The organism is Haemophilus parainfluenzae, from assembly GCF_014931375.1.
Lineage (GTDB): Bacteria > Pseudomonadota > Gammaproteobacteria > Enterobacterales > Pasteurellaceae > Haemophilus_D.
In genome coordinates this window covers 439,214-463,856 of record NZ_CP063117.1, presented here as the reverse complement: position 1 = coordinate 463,856, position 24,643 = coordinate 439,214, and the positions used below count along the sequence as shown (strand labels likewise).

The 24,643-nt window shown below is 40.0% G+C and carries 23 protein-coding genes; 10 read left to right on the top strand and 13 right to left on the bottom strand.

The window, feature by feature from the left end:
• Position 1: 1 nt before the first annotated feature.
• The 5 genes from tamA to INP95_RS02275 all read right to left on the bottom strand — a co-directional run bounded on the left by tamA (position 2) and on the right by INP95_RS02275 (position 4,322).
• Entirely contained in the window at positions 2-1,738 is a 1,737-nt protein-coding gene (gene tamA, locus INP95_RS02295; protein ID WP_049368185.1) for an autotransporter assembly complex protein TamA, read from the bottom strand.
• A gap of 188 nt (positions 1,739-1,926) precedes the next feature.
• Complete coding sequence (dtd, locus tag INP95_RS02290; protein WP_049368186.1) at positions 1,927-2,361, bottom strand: D-aminoacyl-tRNA deacylase; 435 nt, start codon at positions 2,359-2,361, stop codon at positions 1,927-1,929.
• On the bottom strand, positions 2,358-3,182 hold the full coding sequence (locus INP95_RS02285) for a virulence factor BrkB family protein (RefSeq protein ID WP_049368187.1): 825 nt from the start codon (positions 3,180-3,182) through the stop codon (positions 2,358-2,360). Before INP95_RS02285 ends, dtd begins: the two co-directional genes overlap by 4 nt.
• Positions 3,182-3,655: a YchJ family protein gene (locus INP95_RS02280; protein ID WP_049368188.1), complete on the bottom strand. Its 474-nt coding sequence runs from the start codon at positions 3,653-3,655 to the stop codon at positions 3,182-3,184. Before INP95_RS02280 ends, INP95_RS02285 begins: the two co-directional genes overlap by 1 nt.
• Position 3,656: 1 nt before the next feature.
• The gene (locus INP95_RS02275) at positions 3,657-4,322 is read right to left on the bottom strand and encodes an MOSC domain-containing protein (RefSeq protein WP_049383954.1); all 666 of its coding nucleotides are present in this window, start codon (positions 4,320-4,322) and stop codon (positions 3,657-3,659) included.
• Positions 4,323-4,444: 122 nt separating this feature from the next.
• Here INP95_RS02275 and INP95_RS02270 point away from each other — a divergent pair, with 122 nt between their 5' ends.
• The 3 genes from INP95_RS02270 (at position 4,445) to INP95_RS02260 (ending at position 8,309) form a co-directional block, all read left to right on the top strand.
• Positions 4,445-5,944 (top strand): helicase HerA-like C-terminal domain-containing protein, encoded by a 1,500-nt coding sequence (locus INP95_RS02270; RefSeq protein WP_049368190.1) that lies wholly within the window; start codon positions 4,445-4,447, stop codon positions 5,942-5,944.
• Positions 5,945-5,993: 49 nt separating this feature from the next.
• Positions 5,994-6,752: a uridine phosphorylase gene (udp, locus tag INP95_RS02265; RefSeq protein ID WP_049368191.1), complete on the top strand. Its 759-nt coding sequence runs from the start codon at positions 5,994-5,996 to the stop codon at positions 6,750-6,752.
• Positions 6,753-6,953: 201 nt separating this feature from the next.
• Positions 6,954-8,309 carry an MFS transporter gene (locus tag INP95_RS02260; RefSeq protein ID WP_049365067.1) on the top strand — a complete coding sequence of 452 codons (1,356 nt, stop codon included), beginning with the start codon at positions 6,954-6,956 and terminating at the stop codon, positions 8,307-8,309.
• 43 nt (positions 8,310-8,352) lie between these two features.
• On the opposite strand, the gene INP95_RS02255 is transcribed toward INP95_RS02260, so the two are convergent.
• Genes INP95_RS02255 through INP95_RS02235 form a run of 5 tightly spaced genes read right to left on the bottom strand, consistent with a single transcriptional unit; the run spans position 8,353 to position 12,008 of the window.
• A complete protein-coding gene (locus tag INP95_RS02255) occupies positions 8,353-9,168 on the bottom strand; it encodes a shikimate 5-dehydrogenase (RefSeq protein WP_049368192.1) in 816 nt (271 codons plus the stop codon).
• A 9-nt stretch (positions 9,169-9,177) separates the two neighbouring features.
• Positions 9,178-9,975 carry a serine O-acetyltransferase gene (cysE, locus tag INP95_RS02250; protein WP_005695011.1) on the bottom strand — a complete coding sequence of 266 codons (798 nt, stop codon included), beginning with the start codon at positions 9,973-9,975 and terminating at the stop codon, positions 9,178-9,180.
• A gap of 9 nt (positions 9,976-9,984) precedes the next feature.
• Positions 9,985-10,992, bottom strand: a complete 1,008-nt coding sequence (gpsA, locus tag INP95_RS02245; RefSeq protein ID WP_049369704.1) for an NAD(P)H-dependent glycerol-3-phosphate dehydrogenase — start codon at positions 10,990-10,992, stop codon at positions 9,985-9,987.
• 53 nt (positions 10,993-11,045) lie between these two features.
• Complete coding sequence (secB, locus tag INP95_RS02240) at positions 11,046-11,552, bottom strand: protein-export chaperone SecB (RefSeq protein WP_197560813.1); 507 nt, start codon at positions 11,550-11,552, stop codon at positions 11,046-11,048.
• A 9-nt stretch (positions 11,553-11,561) separates the two neighbouring features.
• Positions 11,562-12,008, bottom strand: a complete 447-nt coding sequence (locus tag INP95_RS02235; protein ID WP_005695015.1) for a rhodanese-like domain-containing protein — start codon at positions 12,006-12,008, stop codon at positions 11,562-11,564.
• Positions 12,009-12,257: 249 nt separating this feature from the next.
• On the opposite strand from INP95_RS02235, the gene ansB reads away from it, so the two are divergent.
• The 3 genes from ansB to INP95_RS02220 all read left to right on the top strand — a co-directional run bounded on the left by ansB (position 12,258) and on the right by INP95_RS02220 (position 15,525).
• Positions 12,258-13,307 (top strand): L-asparaginase 2, encoded by a 1,050-nt coding sequence (ansB, locus tag INP95_RS02230; protein ID WP_049369709.1) that lies wholly within the window; start codon positions 12,258-12,260, stop codon positions 13,305-13,307.
• A 155-nt stretch (positions 13,308-13,462) separates the two neighbouring features.
• Positions 13,463-14,764, top strand: coding sequence for an anaerobic C4-dicarboxylate transporter (locus INP95_RS02225; protein ID WP_049365060.1), 1,302 nt, complete (start codon positions 13,463-13,465; stop codon positions 14,762-14,764).
• A gap of 125 nt (positions 14,765-14,889) precedes the next feature.
• A complete protein-coding gene (locus INP95_RS02220; RefSeq protein ID WP_049369711.1) occupies positions 14,890-15,525 on the top strand; it encodes a hypothetical protein in 636 nt (211 codons plus the stop codon).
• Between the two features lie 54 nt (positions 15,526-15,579).
• On the opposite strand, the gene INP95_RS02215 is transcribed toward INP95_RS02220, so the two are convergent.
• The gene (locus INP95_RS02215; protein WP_197560812.1) at positions 15,580-17,103 is read right to left on the bottom strand and encodes a YfcC family protein; all 1,524 of its coding nucleotides are present in this window, start codon (positions 17,101-17,103) and stop codon (positions 15,580-15,582) included.
• A gap of 170 nt (positions 17,104-17,273) precedes the next feature.
• The gene (locus INP95_RS02210) at positions 17,274-18,152 is read right to left on the bottom strand and encodes a VirK/YbjX family protein (RefSeq protein WP_197560811.1); all 879 of its coding nucleotides are present in this window, start codon (positions 18,150-18,152) and stop codon (positions 17,274-17,276) included.
• 234 nt (positions 18,153-18,386) lie between these two features.
• Between INP95_RS02210 and lon the strand changes: the two genes are divergently transcribed.
• From lon to serA, 4 genes are all read left to right on the top strand, one after another.
• On the top strand, positions 18,387-20,804 hold the full coding sequence (gene lon / locus INP95_RS02205) for an endopeptidase La (protein ID WP_014064526.1): 2,418 nt from the start codon (positions 18,387-18,389) through the stop codon (positions 20,802-20,804).
• Between the two features lie 47 nt (positions 20,805-20,851).
• Entirely contained in the window at positions 20,852-22,000 is a 1,149-nt protein-coding gene (gene hemW, locus INP95_RS02200; RefSeq protein WP_197560810.1) for a radical SAM family heme chaperone HemW, read from the top strand.
• 108 nt (positions 22,001-22,108) lie between these two features.
• Entirely contained in the window at positions 22,109-22,768 is a 660-nt protein-coding gene (gene rpiA, locus INP95_RS02195) for a ribose-5-phosphate isomerase RpiA (RefSeq protein WP_197560809.1), read from the top strand.
• A 19-nt stretch (positions 22,769-22,787) separates the two neighbouring features.
• Positions 22,788-24,020 (top strand): phosphoglycerate dehydrogenase, encoded by a 1,233-nt coding sequence (serA, locus tag INP95_RS02190; RefSeq protein ID WP_049383967.1) that lies wholly within the window; start codon positions 22,788-22,790, stop codon positions 24,018-24,020.
• 110 nt (positions 24,021-24,130) lie between these two features.
• On the opposite strand, the gene hybE is transcribed toward serA, so the two are convergent.
• On the bottom strand, positions 24,131-24,640 hold the full coding sequence (gene hybE / locus INP95_RS02185; RefSeq protein ID WP_049372988.1) for a hydrogenase-2 assembly chaperone: 510 nt from the start codon (positions 24,638-24,640) through the stop codon (positions 24,131-24,133).
• Between the last annotated feature and the right edge of the window lie 3 nt (positions 24,641-24,643).

The window sequence follows — 24,643 nt, the reverse complement described above, 5'->3', positions numbered from 1 at the left end:
CCTAAATTTCAGCCCCTAAGCCAATGTAAAATTGAATGTTTTTGCTGTTATCTTTATCTCGAATTGGCGTTGCAATATCAAATTTGATGGCGCCAATTGGCGATGCCCAACGTACACCGACACCCGCACCATAACGCAACTCAGTGGCTTTATAAGAGTTAGCCGCCAAGCCTGTATCTGCAAACACGGCACCCCACCAGTTAGGGTAAACTTGATATTGATATTCAAGGCTACCTGTTACTAAGCGAGAGCCGCCGACTAATTTCCCGTCTTTATTTTTCGGTGAAATTTTCTTATAGCCATAACCTCGCACACTGCGATCGCCCCCCGCAAAGAAACGTAATGCAGGTGGAATTTTACGAATATCCGCGGTATTTAAATAACCAATTTCTGCACGGGTAATAAAACGGTGATTTTCTGCATAAGTACGAATCCAGGCGGTAGAAGCTTGTACTTTAAAGAAATTGGCCTCGGACATCCAAAGCTTATTCCCTAAATCAACTGTGATTTTTTGGGTATCTCCCCATGTTGGGAATTGGCCACCTCTTAAACGGGTACGGTTAAAGCCCCCAGTTGGATAAACCAGGAAGGTTTTATCGGTGAAATCAGCTTGTGTGTAGCTGTCATAACGGACACGAAGACCTGCAAAATATTGCCAACCCTCGCTATTATTCCAATAACGTAATGCAGCGAAAGTGAGGGCTTTGGTATCCGTATCGTTTTTATTTTCTTTTTCATAACCGGTTGAAAATTCATAATAATAATTTAATGGATTTTTCAACAATGGCATTTTATAGGTGGCTTCAAAGTTTTGCTTTGGCGCAGAGACGTAAAGATTGGTACGGAAACTATGGCCTCGGCTATTGATCCAAGGTTTTGTCCAACCAATTTGGACATGAGGGCCTGTATCAGTCGCAAAACCGACCCCAAGCTCCATTGCGTTTTTCTTACGTGGATAAAGTAAAAGTTCGATATCGACTAATTTCTCTTCTTCGCGGACATGCGGTTGTAAAAGTACGGAGCTAAACCAGTTGGTGGAAGAAAAATTATTGGTTAATTCAGATAAATCACTGACTAAATAAGGATCGCCCGATTTGATGTTGAGCATGTTTTGCAAATAATCTTCGCGAATTTGGGAATGGTTGAAGGTGATATTGCCATAATGATAACGTACGCCACTATCAAATAGCATACGCCACCATGCTTCATGCGTTTCTGGGCTGATTTCTAAGCGAGAAATTTGGAATTTTCCGTCAAGATAACCACGAGCTAGCGCAAGGTTTGAAATGCTGCTTTTATAATCATCGTATTTTTGATGCTCAACTAACTCACCTTGTTTTGGCAAGTTTTTACGGAGTGCCGTGAAGTTTTCGTCTTCTGCCGCTTCGCCTGTAATTTCAACGTCTGTTCCTGCAATTTTACTTGGCTCACCCGGGGTGACATTCGCAATAAGTAAATCTCGTTGACCTTTACGTTTTTTCAATTCAAAGGTCACGGAAGAACCATAATAACCAAAGACTCGAAGGCCTTTATCGACAGCATCTGAAACTAATTGTTTATACCGATCTGAGCCATCCATCTCGCCTTTATCAATGAGATTGACATTCATGTCAGTATTGCGAATGGCGCGTTCACCCTTAATACCGCGGATCTCAATATCTACGGTTTGTTCTGCAAGGGCTGAAAAACTCATCCATCCAAGCAAAAGTGCGGTTATTTTTAACGAAATTTTTTTCATTTTATTACAAGCTAAACTTTAAGAAGGTCCACATCAAACCGCCCTAGTTTACCCATAAAATAAGTGGATTACCAACGCAATTATGGATGGGATTTGAAATTGTTATATGCATTTGAGCGTTAATACGACAATGCGATCAAAGAAAGAGTTTCCTTTGCTTTGAAAAAAATAGTGATTGTTCTCTTTATTCAGACATTTAACCAAAATGTAACCGGGCCATCATTGGTTAGCGTTACTTGCATATCTGCTGCAAATTGTCCGTTAGCAACGGTGACTTTTTCTGCACATTTTTGCGAAAAATACTCATACAATTCGTTAGCCAATGCTGGCGCGGCACCTTTTGAGAAACTTGGTCGTAGCCCTTTTTGTGTGTCTGCAGCTAGGGTAAATTGGGATACCACAAGCACTTCGCCACCGATTTGTTGCACGTTTAAATTCATTTTGTCATTTTCATCGCTGAAAATACGGTAATTTAATACTTTCTCGGCAAGTTTATCCGCCTTGGCTTGGTCATCTTCTTTTTCCACGCCTAATAAGACCAATAATCCCTTGCCGATTTGTCCCACAATTTGACCTTCAACTTCCACTTTAGCCTGTGTTACACGCTGGATTAATGCGATCATTTTACTTCCTCTAAATTTGTTTGATTTGTTGACCGCACTTCTGCAAGTACTGCGGCTAATTGTGCACCGAATAACACCACTGTCCAGCTGATTTGAATCCACAATAACATGATCGGCAACGTCGCCATGGCGCCATAAATTAATTGATAAGACGGGAAGGTGGCGATGTACCAAGTAAAGGCTTGTTTTCCTAAGGTAAAGAAAATTGCCGCAATTAATGCGCCTGCTGCAGAGTGTTTGATGCTCACTTTCTTATTTGGCACGACCATATAAATGAGCGTGAAGATAAACCAAGTAGAAAGAAATGGCACAAAACTGAGGAGTTTTAAGCCAAAAGAGAGCGTTTCCGATTGCTCGAACATAGCTTTGACGTAGGAACTCGCCGCAATGCTAGTACCGATTAAAAGCGGACCGAGCGTTAAAATGAGCCAATAAATAGCAAATGACGTAAAAATTGGGCGATTACTGGTGTCTTTCCAAATGCCATTGAGTGTACGGTCAATGGAGTTAATCAGCATTAATGCCACTAAAATCAAACTCACAATCCCCACGGCGCTCATTTTCTTTGAATTATAGACGAATTCATCAATATATTGTCCCACAACATCACTCGCGGAAGGAGCGAAATTGGTGAAGATGAATTCTTTCAATGCGCCAGTTACTTCGTTAAAAACGGGAAAGGCGGAGAAAATTGAAAACACCACCATAATTAATGGCACGATAGCGAGCATGGTGCTGTAAGTGAGTGAACCGGCGGCTTGCGTTAATTTATTTTCTTGAGAACGCTGCCAGAATAATGCGAGAAAAGACGTTAAGGTCATTAGAGCAAGCCTCCGCAACAATGTTTAAATTTCTTCCCTGAGCCACAAACACAAGGCTGTTTATTGCTTGGGAGCGGTACAGTGGGATCAACAAAATACCAACGACCATCAATTTTTACAAAAAGAGAATATTCGTGATGCACTTGCGGCTGTTCGCTGCCTTGAAAATGTGCTTTAAATTCAACCGCACTTTGTGTTTTGGTTAAGGTTTCGGCTTTGACAATCTCTAAACCGAGCCATTGCGTTTCATCAGCCCAATCTTGCAGGGCTTTTTCATCTAATAAGGTTTGTTGGCTTGGCACAGTGGTTTGCACGATATAAGGAATATTTTTGAGTACAAACGCTGAATAGCGGGAACGCATAAGTTGTTCCGCTGTTTCTGGAAACAGATTGTCTAAGTGAAAGCGTCCGCAACAATCTTCGTAAGAAAGCGAAGATTGGCATGGACAAAGTGCGGTCGTTTTAGCCGACATTTTAGGCCGCCTGCTGTAAATTACGTAATTGTGAGTTAACAGAACGTTTAAACGCTGGCGCTAATTCCTCAATGGCTAAGGCTTCTTCTAATTCTGAGACACTTGAAGGAGCAGAAAGTAGTGTGTTTAAACGACGAATTGTCCATTCTGGATAAGGACGATGTTGCAAGATGAGTTCATCGCCTTGATGAATTTCACCTTCTTCGATCACGCGAACATACCAACCTGTCCAGCCTGACTGACGAATTACCTCTCTTGTATTCTCATTCTTGGTATTATGAGATAAACGCTCGCAAGGTTTACGTGGTTGAGACACTTCTAAAAGCGTCGTGCCAATTTTGTAACGATCGCCTACGCAAACATTATCTTCATGTAAGCCGGATACCACAAAGTTTTCACCATAAATCGCGCTACCGTGAAAATCAAACTTTTCACCAAGTAGCACGTTTAAAGCAGGGAAAGATACATCAGACATAAAAAACAAGGCTTTATCGACACCACCGTGATGGGCTTTTAAGCCTACATCGTTACCTTCTGCACCTAGCGTGTGCACTTTTACCATGGGTACCGGTTTTTTACGGATGGCACTTTCATATGAGCTGCCATCAGGGAATATTAAGGTTTCGATCAATCCTGTTTTAATAATAAGAATTTTTGCGTTTGACATCTATTTTTCCTGCTTTGAGTTAGTTTTGAGAAATTATACCGTAAAATCACTTAAATTTTGACCGCACTTCGTTTTTTCCTTATTATTCGTTTAAATAAAACCAACAAAACAAAGGAATCTTTATGCAATATTCTCTCGCGCGTACCGAACAAGGTCAAACCCTTGGCATTACCGCAAAAATGGCAAACCGTCATGGCCTGATCGCAGGGGCGACAGGGACGGGGAAAACCGTAACATTACGTAAAATGGCGGAAGCGTTCAGTGATGATGGTGTGCCGGTCTTTTTAGCGGATGTAAAAGGCGATTTGTCCGGTTTAGTCAAAGCGGGCACATTCAGTGGCAAAGTGGCGGAACGCATTGAGCAATTTGATTTAGGTGGCGAGAGTTATTTAAATGGCTATCCTGTGTCATTTTGGGATGTATTCGGTGAAACCGGTATTCCACTTCGCACCACGATTTCTGAAATGGGGCCATTATTACTTTCTCGTTTATTAAATTTAAATGCGACCCAAGAAGGCTTATTAAACCTTGTATTCCGTGTGGCAGATGATAAAGGCTTGCTACTCATCGACTTAAAAGATTTACGTGCAATGCTTAAATTTGTGGCAGAGAATGCAAAAACCTTCCAAGTAGAATACGGTAATGTTTCAGCCGCGAGTGTAGGGGCGATTCAACGTGCTTTATTGACCCTTGAAAATGAAGGGGCGACCAATCTTTTTGGTGAGCCGGCATTAAATCTTGAAGATTGGTTACAAACCCGTGATGGTCGTGGTGTGATCAATGTGTTAAATTCTGAAAAATTAATTAATTCCCCAAGAATGTATAGCGCATTCTTGCTTTGGTTGATGTCTGAATTATTTGAGCAATTGCCGGAAGTGGGCGATCCAGATAAACCAAAATTTGTGATGTTCTTCGATGAAGCACACTTACTCTTTGATGGTGCACCGAGTGTGTTGGTGGACAAAGTGGAACAAGTGGTTCGCTTGATTCGTTCTAAAGGGGTGGGGATTTATTTTGTAACCCAAAACCCATTAGATTTACCGGATACCGTGTTAGGCCAATTAGGTAACCGTGTACAACACGCGTTGCGAGCTTTCACTCCACGCGATCAAAAAGCAGTGAAATCTGCAGCGGAAACGTTCCGTTCAAATCCTGCTGTCAATGTGGTGGAAACCATTTCAACTTTAGGTGTAGGCCAAGCATTGATTTCATTCTTAGATGAAAAAGGCATGCCAGCGCCCGTTGAAGTGGCTTATGTTTATCCGCCGAAAAGCCAACTTGCCCCGATTACTGAAGAAGAGCGAGCAGCTTGGGTGAAAGACGATGATCTTTATGCATTCTATAAAGATTACGTGGATAATGAGTCAGCTTTCGAAGTATTAAATGCGCAAGCGGATTTAGCGGCAGTACAACAAAAACAAGCTGAACAAGCGCAGCAAGAGGAAGAAAGCGGTTTATTTGGTAGCTTAAGCCGTATGATTTTTGGAACACAAAAACGCGGAGATAAACTTTCGCCAACAGAACAAATTGTGAATAGCGTGGCAAAATCAGTCGGTCGCAATATTCGTAATGAAGTGACCAAACAAATCATGCGTGGTATTTTAGGCGCATTGAAAAAATAACGAAAATTTGACCGCACTTTGCGGCAAGAATGATAAAAAGGAGATTGTTATGTCTGATGTATTTCACTTAAACCTGACTAAAGCACAACTGAAAGGTGCTACACTCGCTATCGTACCAGGGGATCCTGCACGTAGCGAACGTATTGCTAAAAAACTTGATAACCCGGAGTTTCTTGCAAGTACACGTGAGTTCACTTCTTGGTTAGGCTATTTAAATGGTCAACCGGTGGTAGTGTGTTCAACCGGTATTGGCGGCCCTTCTACGTCTATTTGTGTGGAGGAGCTAGCCCAACTTGGCGTGCGTACATTCTTACGTATTGGCACAACGGGTGCGATTCAACCACATATTAATGTGGGCGATATTCTTATTACAACGGGTGCGGTTCGTCTTGATGGTGCAAGCCGTCATTTTGCGCCAATTGAATATCCAGCAGTGGCAAATTTTGAATGTACTACGGCACTTTTCAATGCAGCTAAAGAAAAAGGCATTGAGCCATTTGTAGGGATTACAGCCTCTTCAGATACGTTCTATCCAGGTCAAGAACGTTATGATACTTATAGCGGCAAAGTGTATCGTGATTACCAAGGCTTGTTAAAACAATGGCAAGATCTCAATGTGATGAACTATGAGATGGAGTCTGCGACGTTATTCACGATGTGTAATGCCCTTGGCTTACGATCAGGTATGGTGGCAGGTGTGATTGTAAACCGTACACAACAAGAAATTCCAAATGAAGCCACCATGAAAGATACGGAAGAAAAAGCAGTATCTGTGGTGGTGGAAGCAGCAAGAAAATTGTTAGCGTAATGTGTAAAAGGCGTTTTTAATTAAAACGCCTTTATTTTTTCATCATATTAAAACAAGTGAATTCTACTCACCTCTGAAAATATTTTTATCTCAATATTCAAATTTTTCTCAAAATGCTACAAAAATGTGATGTACGTCACAAAATTTAGTCTCCTTTTTCATTAAAATTCTAAACGTTATCTTTACTAGAAAGGATTCATTATGAGCAGTACAACAAATCTTTCATCAAGAATGAATGGTATGAATAGTAGTTATTCAACTGAAATCAAAAGTAAATATTTAAAATATCAACTTCATTCTCTTATCGGTGTTTTTATTGGTTACATGTGTTACTACATTGTCCGTAATAACTTCGTTCTATCCACTCCCTATCTGGCAGAAAAATTAGAGCTTTCTAAGACACAAATTGGTTTACTGACATCCTCTTTGCTGATTACATATGGGTGTAGTAAAGGCGCAATGAGTATCTTGGCAGATAAAGCTAATCCTCGCTACTTTATGGCTTTAGGGCTTCTTCTTTGTATTCTTATTAATATTATGATGGGGTTCTCAACAAGCTTCTATTTATTCGTAGGATTAGTCATTTTATTAGGGGTATTCCAGGGAATGGGGGTAGGTCCTTCAATTATTACAGTTGGATATTGGTATCCACGTAGCCAACGTGGGCGAGCAAGTACAACTTGGAATGTATCACATAATTTAGGTGGTGGTATTGTGGCTCCTATTGTAGGTGCTAGTCTTGCTTATCTCGGTTCTGAACAATGGGAAATTTCTACTTATGTTGTACCGAGTATCATTGCCTTAATTGGTGTTTTCCTTGTGTTATTTTTTGTGAAACGCCGTCCTGCTGAAGAAGGATTGCCAACTGTTGAGGAAATGTATAACGAAGAAACGGTTAATACAAAATTAAAAGGTCATTTATCTGAAAAGCCAGAAAACATGACTGCATTCCAAATTTTTTATAAATTTGTCGTTAAAAACCCTAATTCTTGGTATCTCGTTGGTGTTGATATTTTCACCTATATGGTTCGTTTTGGTATGTTAACCTGGATTCCGCTTTATCTTCTTAAAGAAAAAGGTCTTACTAAAACAGATATGGGCGCTGCATTTATGATTTTTGAATGGGCAGCTATTCCATCAACGCTCATTGCTGGATGGTTAATTGATAAATTTTTCCGTGGAAAAATTATGTATTTACCAATGATTTGTATGACGATTGTTTTCTTCTGTGTATTCGGCTACATGAACTCAGAATCTATTTTTGCCATTATTTTATTCTCTGCAATAGTTGGGTGTTTGGTCTATATTCCTCAATCTATGGTTGCAGTACAAGCAATGGAAGTTATTCCTAGTTTTGCATTAGGATCTGCAGTAGGGTTACGTGGATTTATGAGTTATATCGTTGGCTCCACATTTGGTACAACATTGTTTGGTTTTGTTGTAGATAAATTTGGTTGGAGTAGTGGATTCTATACCATCATGTGTGGCGCGGTGATGTGTTTTATTTTCTGCTATTTATCTCACCGTGGCTTGCAAAAAATTCTTAATATGCAATAAACAAAAAAGGCGTTTTAATTCAAAACGCCTTTTTTATTGAACCTTAACTATTTGCCCTAGCAAAAGCAGCCGCTTCAGCGATTAATTGGTCATCAGGTCTAATACCTGTGTAGAGCTCAAATTGTTCGACAGCTTGTAGCACAATTACTTCTGCACCAGAAATGGTTTGTTTGCCTTGCTGTTGAGCAAATTGGATAAACGGTGTTTCAGCAGGAATCGCCACCACATCAAAAGCGGTTTGAGCTTGTTGAATGAGATTTTCAGGAAAGGCAAGATCAAATTCTTCTTTTCCACCTTTCATCCCAATTGGCGTAACGTTGACTAAAATGTCTGCCGATTGATTGTCTAAAGATGGGATATATTCATAGCCATAAAGTGCGGCTAAATTTTTACCTGTTTTTTCATTTCGAGCAAAAATCTTCAGATGCTCAAGTCCGCTGTTTTTAAAGGCCGCAACGACCGCTTTAGCCATACCACCACTGCCTCGTACAATCACACGACTCTTTTTATCTAATTGATATTCTTTGATAAGTTTAACAATGGCAATATAGTCTGTGTTGTAAGCGCGAAGAAAACCTCGATCATTCACAATGGTATTCACAGACTGAATGGCTTGTGCAGAAGAAGAGATTTCATCTAAAAATGGCATACAGCTTTCTTTAAATGGCATCGAAACAGCACAGCCTCGAATACCAAGTGCACGAATACCTTTGACTGCGCTTTCAATATCTGTGGTGGTAAAGGCTTTATAGATAAAATTAAGCCCTAATTTTTGATACAGATAGTTATGGAATGTTGTGCCAAAATTGCCCGGTCTGCCAGAAAGAGACATGCAAAGTTGGGTGTCTTTGTTAATCATATTTTGGTCTTAAATATTCAAATTTATATCATCATCAATAAAATATTGATTCATTTCAAAAGCTGGTTTTGCCGCTTTGTCTTTGCCGACAATACGAGCAGGCACACCTGCTGCTGTGGCATATTCAGGCACAGGTTGGAGTACAACAGAATTGGCGCCGATTTTGGCATATTTGCCTACTTCGATATTGCCGAGAATTTTTGCGCCCGCCCCAATCATCACACCTTCTCGTACTTTTGGATGGCGATCGCCGGATTCTTTACCTGTACCACCCAGGGTGACGCCTTGCAAGATAGACACATCATTTTCAATTACCGAAGTTTCGCCCACGACAATACCGGTAGCATGGTCAAACATAATGCCGTGCCCAATTTTGGCGGCAGGGTGAATATCCACATCGAAAGCTACTGAAATTTGATTTTGTAAATAAAGTGCGAGTGCTTTTCGATTTTGGTTCCACAAATAATGGGTAATGCGATAGCTTTGAATGGCGTGAAAACCTTTTAAATAAAGCAATGGGGTAGACCATAATTCCACGGCAGGATCGCGGTGGCGCACGGCTTTAATATCACAAGCAGCACAATCAATGATATTTGGCTCGGCCTGATAGGCTTCTTCAATAATTTCACGCAGCGAAATTGCCGGCATGATCGGGTTAGCCAGTTTATTCGCTAGTAAATAACTCAAGGCACTGCCAAGATTTTGATGTTTTAAAATGGTGGAATGGAAAAAGCTGGCGAGCATTGGTTCGCATTCTGCTAATTCTTTTGCCTCTTGGCGAATGTGTTGCCATACTTCTAACGTCATTTTTTCTCCTTATTCGCCTTTTCGTTCACGACCTAATAAGCTCAGTGAGACTTCTTGTGCACTTTTACCACAAAAGAGCATTTGGTAAATTTGTTCTGTAATCGGCATTTCGACGCCTTGTCGTTGCGCTAATAAATAGGTTTCTTTGGTGTTATAAAAACCTTCTACCACTTGACCAATTTCATCCATGGCTTGTTGGCTATCGGTACCTTTACCAAGCATTAAACCAAACCGACGATTACGGGATTGGTTATCGGTACAAGTGAGCACTAAATCCCCTAAACCAGACATACCCATAAAGGTTTGCGTATTAGCCCCCATGGATACGCCTAAGCGAGTAATTTCCGCAATCCCACGGGTAATCAATGCTGTTCTGGCATTGGCACCAAATCCCATACCATCTGAAATACCTGCACCAATCGCAATTACGTTTTTAATGGCGCCACCTAATTGAACGCCGATCATATCTTGGTTTACATACACCCGAAAATGCTGACTGCAATGAATCCGAGCTTGAAATTCTAAGGCAAATTTTTCATTACGAGAGGCAAGGGTAATCGCCGTAGGCAAACCTTGAGCCAATTCTTTCGCAAAAGTGGGACCTGAAAGCACTGCTGTCGGAATTCCTTTACCTAAGGTTTCTTCCACTACTTCTTGTAGTAATCGGCCTGTGTTGCGTTCTAATCCTTTGGTTGCCCAAATTAAACGATGATCAGGTTTTAAGTGCGGTCGAATTTTTAACAGAATTTCACCAAAAGCATGGCTTGGCACCACAATTAAAATGTCTTTAGCTTGATCAAGCGCAGTTTTCAAATCTAATTCTAAATGCAAACTTTCTGGAAATTCAATATCAGGCAGAAAACGGCGATTTTGACGTTCCTGTTGCATTTGATGAATGTGATCGGGATTGTGCCCCCAAAGATAGGTTGGAGAACCATTGCGAGAAAATGAGATAGCGAGCGCTGTTCCATAAGAACCGCAACCAAGAATGGTAATTGGAGATTGGGATGCGTTCATTTCAATCACCTTTAAAATAAAAGGGCAGGCGATATCGCCTGCCCTCATCACAATTAATGTTGGGTTTCCTGATTTTCTTCCGCTTCGGCTGCTGCTTGCTGCTTGTTCATGTAATCAATGAACAACGCATCGAAGTTTACCGGAGAAAGATTTAATGCCGGGAATGTACCACGATTCACTAAGTTAGAAATCAATTCACGTGCATAAGGGAAAAGCATATTTGGGCATTGAGATGTTAAGCAGTGTGCCATTTGAACATCTTCTAAACCGCTGATTGTAAATACGCCAGCTTGTTTCACTTCACAAATAAACGCCACATCACCAGAGTCTTCCATGGTGGTTTCTACGTTGATGTTTAACGTGACTTCGTATAAATCTTCACCTACCTGAACGGCTTCAGTGCTTAAGTCGAAGCCAAGTTTTGGTTTCCATTCTTGGTGGAAAATATGAGGAAGATTTGGCGCTTCAAAAGAAACATCTTTTACATAAATACGTTGAATTTGAAGTACCGCTTCTTGTTCTTCAGCCGCTACTTCAGGTTGTTGATTTTGTTCAGACATAGAGGATCCTTACTTATGTTTTTTTACTAATGGTAAATTTGCACCCGCCCAAGCCGCTAAACCGTCTTTTAAGACATAAACTTTTTCAAAGCCTTGTTTGGTTAAAAGTTCTGCGGACGTAGCAGAAGAAACACCGTTAACATCCACAATGATAAGCGGTTTTTCTTTGTGATGTTCAATTTTGCCTACATTTTGATTTTTAATTTCAGTTGGAAGCAAGTTTACGCTACCAATGATATGGCCGCGTTGGAATTCATCAATAGGGCGTAAATCAATCACCACTGCTTCTTCGTCATTCATTAAGCGAACGGCTTCAGGATTGGTGATGACGCGATATTTTTGTGTCGCACTTTTAAAAAAGGTGAAAAGTGTCATAAAAAGGACAGCAAACCATGCGATCGTTAAAAAAGTGTGTTTTTGAGCAAATTCAATTGCTTGAGGTATAAATTCTTGCATGTTGTTCTCAACTTAATTTTAATAATGAATAAGAGTTTATCTTCAGATGAAATAAGGCTTTAAGTATAACCGCACTTTAGTTATCTTTCAAAAAAATTATCAAGGAAACGTAACGTTGGCGAAAGCTTATACAATCGGATTAATAAAAATGTGATCGGGATCATAAATATACTATCTTTGTGTTTATTCTACGCCTAATTAAGTAGAGAATAGCCAAACTTAGATGATTAAACGTGAAAGGAGACGCGCATGAAATTAAAAAAATTAACGGCACTTATGATGCTCGGATTCGGTTTTTCGGTCGCACAAGCTGCGGAATTACCTAATATTACGATTTTAGCGACTGGCGGCACCATTGCAGGAAGCGGTGAAACCGCAGTTTCTTCTGCTTATAAAGCAGGGCAACTCAATGTTGATGCACTAATTGATGCGGTGCCCGAAATTAAGCAGCTTGCAAATATAAAAGGTGAGCAAATTGTAAAAATTGGTTCACAAGATATGAGCGATGATGTGTGGTTAAAATTAGCGAAAGCGATTAATGCACAGTGTAAAGATACCGATGGTTTCGTGATTACTCATGGTACCGATACCATGGAAGAAACCGCTTATTTCTTAGATCTTACCGCGAAATGTGAAAAACCAATTGTATTAGTCGGTGCAATGCGTCCTGCGACAGAAAAAAGTGCGGATGGTCCGTTAAACCTTTATAACGCCGTCGTCGTGGCAACGGATAAAAAATCATCTGGTCGCGGTGTATTAGTGGCGATGAATGATGAAGTATTAGGTGCTCGTGATGTGACCAAGATGAGTACCACTGCGGTGCAAACGTTCCATTCTCCAAACTATGGTACCTTGGGTTATATCCATAACAGTAAAGTAGATTACGAGCGTTCACCTGAAAGCAAACATACTGTAAACACACCATTTAACGTAGATAAATTAGACAGCTTACCGAAAGTAGGCATTGTTTATGCGTATTCTAATGCTCCAATTGAGCCGTTAAATTCACTATTGGATGCGGGCTATCAAGGCATTGTTTCTGCGGGTGTGGGTAATGGTAACGTGAATGCAGCACATTTAGAACGTTTAGAAAAAGCGGCGAAAGATGGTGTTGTGGTGGTACGCTCATCTCGTGTGCCAACCGGTTACACAACACGTGATGCTGAAGTAGATGATTCTAAATATGGTTTTGTGGCTTCAGGTACATTGAATCCGCAAAAAGCACGTGTGTTATTACAATTAGCCTTAACACAAACAAAAGATCCAAAAGTGATTCAACAATACTTCGAGGATTTCTAGGAAAGTCATTGAAAGTGCGGTCAGAATTTGAATCAAATTTTAACCGCACTTTCAGATAAAATAGACTAATCCAATTAATAAATATAGATAATGCACTAGTTTGTTGTTAATATATGTTCCGGAATTATTTTTAAAATTAATATGGAGAAAATATTATGATTTGGGCTCAACTTTTAGTCGTCCTACTCTTTATTTACCTAGGGGCTAGATTAGGCGGTATTGGTATCGGTTTCATGGGTGGTATGGGTGTTGTTGCACTTTCACTACTTGGCTTAAAACCTGGCGCCATTCCGTTTGATGTAATTTCAGTTATCATGTCTGTAATCATGGCGATTGCGGCAATGCAAGTTGCGGGTGGTATGGATTTCTTAGTAAAAATGGCTGAAAAAATCCTACGTAAAAATCCCAAATACATCACTTTCCTTGCGCCAACGGTGACTTATTTTATGACTGTACTTGCGGGTACTGGCCACACAGCGTTCTCAACACTTCCAGTGATTGCTGAAGTGGCAAAAGAACAAGGTATTCGTCCTTCACGTCCACTTTCTATTGCGGTTATCGCTTCACAAATTGCGATTACAGCCTCTCCAATTTCTGCTGCGGTGGTATTCCTTTCTGCTGAATTAGAGAAAAACTTTGGTTTAAGTTACTTACAATTATTAGGTATTTGGATCCCAACTACTTACGCAGCATGTATGATTACTGCGGTGATTTGTAACTTCCTTGGTAAAGATTTGAAAGATGATGAAGTTTACCAAGATCGTCTAGCAAAAGGTTTAATTACTATGCGTGGTGAAATGCAAATTGAGATCAAACCTTATGCAAAACGTTCTGTCGCAATTTTCCTTATCGCGATTTTAGTGGTCATGCTTTATGCAACTGCAATCAGTAAAACAGTTGGTTTAATTCAAAACCCAATTCTTTCTCGTGATAACGCCATTATCTCTTTCATGCTTGCAACTGCAGCCATTATCACTATGGCATGTAAAGTGGATACCGCAAAAATTACTAATGCAGCAACCTTTAAATCTGGTATGTCAGCGGTAATTTGTGTGCTTGGTGTAGCATGGTTAGGTAATACTTTTGTTGAAGGTCATATCGATCAAATTAAAGCGGTATCAGCTGAGTTCTTACAACAATACCCTTGGAGTTTAGCGGTAATCTTGTTCTTCGCAAGTACCTTACTTTACTCACAAGCTGCAACTGCGAAAGCATTATATCCAACTGCAATTTTATTAGGTGTTTCTCCGGAAGCCGCGATTGCAGCATTTGCCGCAGTATCAGCATTATTCATTCTTCCTACTTACCCAACCTTAATTGCGGCAGTAGAAATGGATGATACCGGTTCAACTCGTATCGGTAAATATGTATTCAACCACCCATTCTTAGTGCCAGGTGTGATTGCAATCAGCTTATCTGTATTATTCGGTTTCTTAATGGCGGGTGCAGTTTTATAATCTCCCATTAAGCTAACATAAATGAAAACCATCTTGTCTGCAGATAAGATGGTTTTTTTAATGGGGAACTTCTTCTCACTGTGATACTCTAAAGGGCAACCTATTTTTATATATAAGGAAAACCAATGAAGTTATTTAAAATCCTTTTTGCTGCATTAATTGCTTATGTGCCAACAGCATGGTCTGCGGTGGATTATAATATTAAATATAGTTCCAATTATTTAATGCCGGCGTATGTGCATTTTAAGGCTGATGGTTCACAGTATTCAGTCAATGCGAAAATTAATATTCCGTTGTACAACATTGTGTTTACTTCTCGTGGTTCGCAAACTGCGAGCCAATTTAAAATGGTGAATTATCAAGATGTGCGTAATGGTAAGCCTTATGCTATTTCTAAAATTTCGCCAACAACAATTGAATACGGTAAAGTGAAAAATGGGTTAGAAACCGAACCGTTAACATTACCGACTTTTGACTTATTCACCATGGCATTTCAGTTGAGCTATTACGATAAATTGCCAACCAGTTTCCAAATTACAAACGGTAAAAAACTTTACCCAATGGAAAATGTGAATGTGAAGAAAGTGGAAAAACAGATCCAATATAACAAGCAAACTGTCACGGAAATCACTTATTCATTTAAAACAGGTAATAAGGATATTATGGTGAAGAAATTCTCAGGTGAACAATTTCCACGTTATATCAAATACACCAGAGATGGTGATGATTATGAGTTAGAGTTTGATGAGTTTGTCAAATAATATAAGATGATAAAAAGAAGCCACGCTAGATTGCGTGGCTTTTTATTTGATTGCTTAGTGTGCATACATAAATACTTGAACGAGAAGAAGTATCGATGAGATAACAAATTGACAGCCCACGATTGGCATGACAAATTTCAGCCATTTATTGAATGGAATACCAAGCATTTGTAGCGTGACAAGGACTAATCCTGTTGGCGCAAGGAATAACATAATATATTGTCCCCAGTTATAAGCCGATACGACGATATCTCTTGGAATGCCAACAGTATCAGCCAGCGGTGCCATAATTGGCATAGCGAGTACGGCAAGGCCTGAAGAGGAAGGTACAACCAATCCTAAGAAAATGAAGACAATGAGCTGACCAATAATAAAGACGCCACCATTCATTCCACCGACAAGATGCGTCATATAATCGAGAATAGTGTCAGAAATCATTCCTTGCTCTAGAATGATATTAACTGCTCGAGCGAGTCCGATAATCAATGCGACGCCGACTAATTCAGAAGCACCATGAGTAAAGCCATTTACGACATCTTTTTCAGGCAATCCACTGATAAACATAATAATGATGGTAATGGCTAGGAAGGAAGCCGCCATTTGAGGGAACCACCAACCACCAAACATCACCCCCCATACCATGAGAGGAAAGGCGCCACTAAATAGAATCAGAATCAGTTTTCTTCTAAAGGTAAATTCAACGGTTGCATTCGGATCAATATCTTTCATATAGAGATCATAGAAGGCTTGGCGATCGTCATAGGTATAAGAAAATTCAGGATTGGTACGCAGTTTTTTACAGTACCAATACATATAGGCTATTACACAGGTTCCACCAAGAATAAGTCCCAGTGTGCGAAATCCCATCCCTTCAGTGAATGGAATCCCTGCAGCGTTTGAAGCAATAACAACAGAGAATGGATTGATTGTTGAGAAGGCTGTGCCCATTGATGCGGCAAGGAATATGGCACCAACACAGACAATAGAATCATAACCTAAGGCTAAAAAGACAGGAACAAGAATTGGGTAGAAGGCTACCGCTTCTTCTTCAATACCACAAGCCGTACCGCCTAACAGCATCAACACGCAGACAGCAAAGACAACGGAGAATTCATTTCCTTTCGTTTTTTTGGTGAGAGACATTAATCCGGCATTGAATGCTCCTGTTTTGTTTATCACACCAATCATTCCACCGAGTATGAAGATAAAAATCATAATATCCGCGACTTCAATGGTGCCATCCACCATGGCGTGAATCATATCGGTAATGCCTTTTTCGTGTTGTTCAATGCGTTGATAGGTATCGGGGATAGCAATTGGCTTTTTGATAATGCCGTTGGTGAAATGAGAAAGTTGAATTTTGATATTGAGTTGATTAAGGGTTTGTTCTGTTGCTGGATAGCTTTGATCGGGAATTCCGTGAGTTTTGACAATAAAATGATTTTCGGTGGTGTCGTAGGAAAGTTTAGAGTAGGACCCTGAGGGAATAAGCCAAGTAAGACCAATAGCAATAAGAAGAATAATAAAGAGAATGCTAAATGCGGAAGGGAATTTCATCTTTTTCTTTGATGCTTCCATTATGGAGAACTCCTTGTGTTCGGATTAATCAATAAGCCGAGCGCGTATTCTACACAAAATGAGCAAAAAAGCAAAGTGTGATTTTTGAAAGAATGCAATAATAGCAAGGTTGGCAATCGTTTACTTAAACCAGCCTAGATCTGGTTAAGCCTGGCTTAAGTCTATTTTATTTAGGAAAATTGAGTAATTTTTTCACTCAAATCATCTAACATTTCATAACGTTTTCGGTACATGGAACGTTTTTTGCTGGCGATTTCTTCCAGCGGTTTGCGGGCACTTTCAAGCGGTAATTGCCAATATTGACCTTTTAATTGCCCTTGGTTTTCCTGCCAAAATTCATCATAGTTGAATAGAATTTTACTGCGAGCAGATAAACGGTATTTACCTTGTGAAGTGTGAGGGATACCGATTAATTCACATTGCCATTTTTCAGCTAACAAGCGGAAAACATTCATCAACATAAACATTGGACGAACACCGTGTAATTCTTTTGTGGCTTGTTTCACAGCTTCTTGCGCCTCTTCATAAGAAGGGCCTTGAATTGAGGCGATAAGTAATTTATTTGGCTTTAAAAAGGTGAAAGAAGCATCATAAATGCTACGCCCATCATTGTCTTTTAAGTTAATGGAAAAATAACCTTCAAAAGGGTCAATCTGGTTGATATTGAAATAGATACCAAGTTGATCCGTTAATTGCGCTAATAAAAGGGATTTTTCTTGTAGCAATTTCTTACAAAATTCCACGCCCATTTTTTCTTCAAGCATTAGCAGATTATTGGTAATGGCATTGAGTCGCTCTGTGGCAGAAAAACGTTTGTCACAATAGGTCGCGAGCAATGCATTAAAACGATATGGATTTTGTTGAAACAGCGGAATCCAGGTTTGGTTAGTATTTAAGAAATCAACCAGTGCATCACATTGTTTTTTAAATAAAAATTTGCGTCCGTAATAACGGGCTTTATCCCTTAATTGTTTTTTTAATGGATGATTACAAGAATCGGGTAGTAATTCTTGAAAGGTCGCGAAAGTAATAGTTTGTTTTGCTGTCATAATGGATAAAGTGCGGTTATTTTTTCAAACGTTTTTATTAGGTAAAATCATGCTGATTTTTGACCGCACTTATTGTACCTGTATTCCATGGTTTTTCCAATTAACCATCAATAAAGGTGGTTCTTTACTTGCCTATTTTTCGATTTCTCCTTAATATGCCAAATCCTACCTTGAATTTATGCAACTCATCCCCATATTCAATGAAATTATAGAATTGATGTAAGAGAGATAACTATGAACGCCAAAAGAACTCAACAACGTACACTTCCTGTATTGCCATTACGGGATGTTGTCGTTTTCCCTTATATGGTGATGCCACTTTTTGTTGGGCGCGCGAAATCCATTAGTGCCCTTGATGAGGCCATGAATGAGGGCAAACAATTATTATTGGTGTCACAAAAACAAGCTGATTTAGAAGAACCTACCGTTGATGATGTATTCGATGTCGGGACGATTGCCAATATTATTCAATTATTAAAATTGCCAGACGGCACAGTGAAAGTGTTGGTAGAAGGTCAACAACGCGCAAAAATCAATCAATTAAATGATGGTGAAGACCATTTTTCTGCAGAAGTCACGCCGATTGAAACCACATTTGGCGATGAAAAAGAATTAGATGTGGTGAAGGCAGCCGTTTTAAATGAATTTGAAAGCTATCTGCAACTTAATAAAAAAATTCCTGCTGATGTTTTAGGTGCGCTTCAACGCATTGATGATGCCGATCGTTTAGCAGATACCATGGCGGCGCATATTCCAGTGACCGTTCGCCATAAACAAAGCGTGTTAGAACTGGCAGATGTGCAAGAGCGTTTGGAATACTTGCTCGGCATGATGGAATCTGAAGCGGATATTCTTCAAGTTGAAAAACGTATCCGTGGCCGAGTGAAAAAACAAATGGAGAAAAGCCAGCGTAACTATTATCTTAGCGAACAAATTAAAGCAATTCGCAAAGAAATGGACGAAGGCGAAAGCGAAGATACCATTGATGAAGTTGAACAACTTCGTCAAAAGGTTGAAGCGGCAGGTATGCCGGCAGATGTGCGTGAAAAAGTAGAAAGTGAGTTACAAAAACTCAAAATGATGTCAGCGATGTCTGCGGAAGCAACGGTGGTGCGTAGCTATGTTGAGTGGATGCTTCAAGTACCATGGCATAAACGCACTAAAGTGAAGAAAGATATCGCAAAAGCACAACAAGTCTTGGATGCGGATCACTACGGTTTAGAACGTGTGAAAGAACGCATTTTAGAATACCTTGCGGTGCAAGCACGTTTAAACAAAATCAAAGGTCCAATCCTTTGCTTAGTCGGGCCACCAGGGGTAGGTAAAACCTCACTAGGTCAATCTATTGCCAATGCAACAGGTCGTAAATATGTGCGTATGGCATTAGGCGGAGTACGAGATGAAGCAGAAATCCGTGGCCACCGTAAAACCTATATTGGTGCATTGCCAGGTAAATTGATTCAAAAAATGGCAAAAGTTGGCGTGAAAAACCCGCTCTTCTTGCTTGATGAAATCGATAAAATGTCTTCGGATATGCGTGGTGATCCAGCATCAGCCTTGTTAGAAGTGCTTGATCCTGAACAAAATACCACCTTCAACGATCATTATCTTGAAGTAGATTACGATTTGTCTGATGTGATGTTTGTGGCAACCTCAAATTCCATGAATATTCCTGGTCCATTGTTAGATCGTATGGAAGTGATTCGTCTTTCTGGTTATACCGAAGATGAAAAACTCAATATTGCGATGCAACATTTGTTACAAAAACAAATTGAACGCAATGGATTGAAAAAAGGCGAATTAACCATCGAAGAAAACGCCATTTTAGATATTATCCGTTATTACACCCGTGAAGCTGGTGTGCGCGGATTAGAGCGTGAGATTTCTAAAATCTGTCGTAAAGCAGTGAAGAATTTATTGGTCAATCCAAAAGTGAAATCCATTACCGTTAATTCAGACAATTTGCATGACTATCTTGGTGTGAAACGTTTTGAATTTGGTAAAGCGGATACCCAAAACCGTGTGGGCGAAGTAACAGGCCTTGCGTGGACTGAAGTGGGCGGTGACTTACTAACCATTGAAACTGCGTCAGTGGTGGGTAAAGGCAAATTAACCTTTACTGGTTCATTAGGCGATGTGATGAAAGAATCTATTCAAGCAGCCATGACCGTGGTCCGTGCGCGCGCGGAGAAATTGGGTATCAATTCTGAATTCCATGAAAAACGTGATATTCACATTCACGTACCAGATGGTGCGACACCGAAAGATGGTCCAAGTGCAGGTATCGCAATGTGTACCGCATTGGTTTCTTGCTTAACGGGTAACCCAGTGCGTGCCGATGTCGCGATGACTGGTGAAATCAGCCTACGCGGTAAAGTGCTACCAATTGGCGGATTAAAAGAAAAATTACTTGCGGCACATCGTGGTGGTATTAAAACTGTATTGATTCCAAAAGATAATGTGAAAGATTTGGAAGAAATTCCAGATAACGTAAAAGAAAATCTTGCAATTCATGCGGTAGAAACCATTGATGAAGTGTTAGGCTTAGCTTTAGAGAATCCACCAGAAGGCATTGAATTCGTGAAAGTGGAAACGAAAGCGAAAGCACCACGCCGTAAAGCTGCGACTAAAACAGCAAGAGCGGTCAATTAATGACTCATTTTAGGGCTTGTGAAAACAAGCCCTTTTGACTTTTAATTATGCAAAAATTTCCCCCTCTTTCCCTTTATGTGCATATTCCTTGGTGTGTGCAGAAATGCCCTTATTGTGATTTCAATTCGCATGCACAGAAAGGCGCAATTCCTGAACAAGAATATGTGCAACATCTGATCGCCGATCTTGAGGCAGACTTAGAGAAATATCAGGCTAGTATTCAAAATCGTCCACTTCATTCAATTTTTATTGGTGGGGGCACGCCGAGTTTATTTTCAGCGGAAAGTATCAAGTTGTTATTGGCAGAAATTCAACGTCGCATTCCTTTTTCAGAGAATATAGAAATTACCATGGAAGCCAATCCTGGCACCGTGGAAGCAGAGCGTTTTAAAGGTTATGTGGATGCTGGTGTAACACGTATTTCCATGGGCATTCAAAGTTTTAATGATGATAAATTACAACGTTTAGGGCGTATTCATAATGCGGCGGAAGCTAAAAGTGCGGTCAGTTTGGCGAAAGTTTCAGGCTTGAAAAGTTTCAATTTGGATTTAATGCACGGCTTGCCAAATCAAATGCTTGAGGAAGCTCTAGATGATTTGCGACAAGCCATTGAGCTTGCTCCGCCGCACCTTTCTTGGTATCAACTCACCATTGAACCCAATACCATGTTTGCTTATCGTCCACCTAAGTTGCCGGATGATGATGAACTTTGGGATATTTTTGAGCAAGGCCACCAACTTTTAACCGAAGCCGGTTATCAACAATATGAAACATCTGCTTATGCAAAACCGGGTTTTCAATGTCAGCATAATTTGAATTATTGGCGATTCGGGGACTATTTGGCGATAGGTTGCGGTGCTCATGGAAAACTCACTTTTCCTGATGGCGATATTTTACGTTTTTCTAAAACGAAGCATCCAAAAGGCTACTTGCGTGGTGAATACCTTTATGAAGAAAAAAACGTGGAAAAAAATGACCGCGCTTTTGAGTTCTTTATGAATCGTTTTCGTTTATTGGAAGCGGTGCCTAAACAAGAGTTTGAGTATTACACGGGACTTTCGCAAAGTGCGGTCAAAAATCAAATTGATTTTGCTATTCAACAAAATTATATCGTGGAAACACTGGATTTTTGGCAGATCACCGAACACGGCAAATTGTTTTTGAATGAGCTGTTAGCGCTTTTTTTAGATGAATAAAATTTTTTCATCATCATGAATAAATTTTTACACTTGTTTATTTAATAGTGTCGTATTAAAGTAAAGCAAACGTTTACGTTGTATCCACGATTTAAAAGGGAGAGAAAAATGGACCAATTAGAAATGAAAAAATTAGCGGCACGTGCGGCGTTAAAATATGTTAAGCCCGATACCATTGTTGGCGTGGGAAGTGGTTCAACAGTGAATTGTTTTATTGAAGCCTTAGGAGAATTAAAAGATCAAATTCAAGGCGCGGTAGCGGCATCTAAAGCCTCAGAAGAATTATTACGTAAACAGGGCATTGAAGTGTTTAGTGCTAACGATGTATCCAGTTTAGATATTTATGTGGATGGCGCAGATGAAATCAATCCACAAAAAATGATGATCAAAGGCGGCGGTGCGGCTCTGACGCGCGAAAAAATTGTGGCCGCTTTAGCGAAAAAATTTATTTGTATCGTGGATTCTAGTAAACAAGTGGATGTGTTAGGCAGCACATTCCCATTGCCAGTAGAAGTGATTCCAATGGCTCGTTCACAAGTTGGTCGTAAATTAGTTTCTTTTGGTGGCGCGCCAGAATATCGTGAAGGCGTGGTGACTGATAACGGTAACGTGATTTTAGATGTACATAACTTCGCCATTTTAAATCCTGTGGAAATGGAAAAAGAATTGAATAACATAGCCGGTGTGGTAACAAATGGTATTTTTGCCTTACGTGGGGCGGATATTGTGATTGTTGGTACACCAGACGGCGCAAAAATTATTGATTAATAAAAATAAGGAAGCAAACATGACAAACAAAGTCTCACTCGACAAATCAAAAATTAAATTTGTGCTATTAGAAGGCGTGCACCAAAGTGCATTAGATACCTTGCATGCGGCGGGCTACACTAATATCGACTTTTACAAAAAAGCTTTAGATGGTGATGAGCTAAAAGAAGCGATTAAAGATGCGCATTTTATTGGCTTACGTTCACGTACCCAATTAACTGCAGAAATGATTGAAGCTGCACCGAAGCTTATTGCTATTGGCTGTTTCTGTATCGGTACCAACCAAGTGGATCTTAATGCAGCAAAAATGCGTGGGATTCCAGTATTTAATGCACCGTTCTCCAATACACGTTCTGTAGCTGAATTAGTGTTGGGTGAGATTTTGCTCTTAATGCGCAATATTCCTCAAGCGAATGCAGATGTGCATCGTGGTTTATGGAATAAATCGGCAGTGGGGTCTCATGAAGTGCGTGGTAAAAAACTCGGTATTGTGGGTTACGGCCATATCGGTTCGCAATTAAGTATTATTGCGGAATCTCTAGGGATGGAAGTATATTTCTACGATATTGAAAATAAATTACCATTGGGTAATGCAAAACAATTACATACACTTGAAGAGTTATTGGGCTCTTGTGATGTGATTTCGCTTCATGTACCAGATTTACCTTCAACTCGTAATTTAATGAGTGCTGAACGTATTGCACAATTAAAACAAGATTCTATTTTAATCAATGCAGCACGTGGTACGGTAGTGGATATTGATGCTTTAGCAGCTGCGCTTGAGCAAGGTAAAGTTCGTGGTGCAGCGGTTGACGTATTCCCTGTTGAACCTGCTTCAATCAATGAAGAGTTTATTTCTCCATTACGTAAATTCGATAATGTGATTTTAACCCCGCATATCGGTGGTTCAACCGCGGAAGCACAAGAAAACATTGGTTTTGAAGTCGCGGGTAAATTTGTGAAATATTCAGATAACGGCTCAACTCTTTCTTCCGTGAATTTCCCAGAAGTTTCTTTACCAGAACACGTCAGTGCAAAACGTTTACTTCACATTCACGAAAACCGCCCAGGTGTATTAAACAAACTGAACCAAATTTTCGTCGAAGCCAATCTCAATATTGCAGCGCAATATCTGCAAACCGATCCGAAAATTGGTTATGTTGTGATAGATGTTGAAACAGATGATGCATCACCATTGTTAGCCAAACTCCGTGAGATTGAAGGCACAATTAAAGCACGTGTGCTGTATTAATGTGAAAAATTAAGCAAAAATTGACCGCACTTTGTGCGGGATGCAAAGCAAAATGGGCAAAGTAAGTTATTTTACTTTGCCCATTTTTATTAACTGTTTGCAGATAACATTTATTTGATCATGGCCTTAAATAGATTACGGCGATCAGAATTAAATGTCGGCTGTGCGGTTGGGATGGATAAAACCATACGCAAACAATCTTGTGTAAGTTGAACCGCTTGTTCGTTAGTCAGATTCGGGTCGAGTGGTGAATGTAAAGAGCAACTTAAATATTGCGGTACATTTTCAACACTACTAACGGTGAAAGTGAGTGCTTTGTACGGTAGTTGTACAGTGAGTTTATCACCTAATTCACGTGGTTCCCATTGTTGTTGAGGGCCAGGTAGAATCACCACACTCATCATCCACGGGGTTAATACTGTGCCAATCCATTGGTCTTCGAATAAAACAAATTTAGGGCAGAAACATTCGACGCCTTTGTGATAAAAAGGGAGATCTTGCATTTCAGGTACAATGTTTTGCATTTCGGCAAGGAAAATCTCCGTTGGGTTTTCTTCAAAGCCAGTAACAGAGGTTAAAAGTGCGGTAGAGTTTTCAGGTGTTTTTTCGTGTCTATACATGGT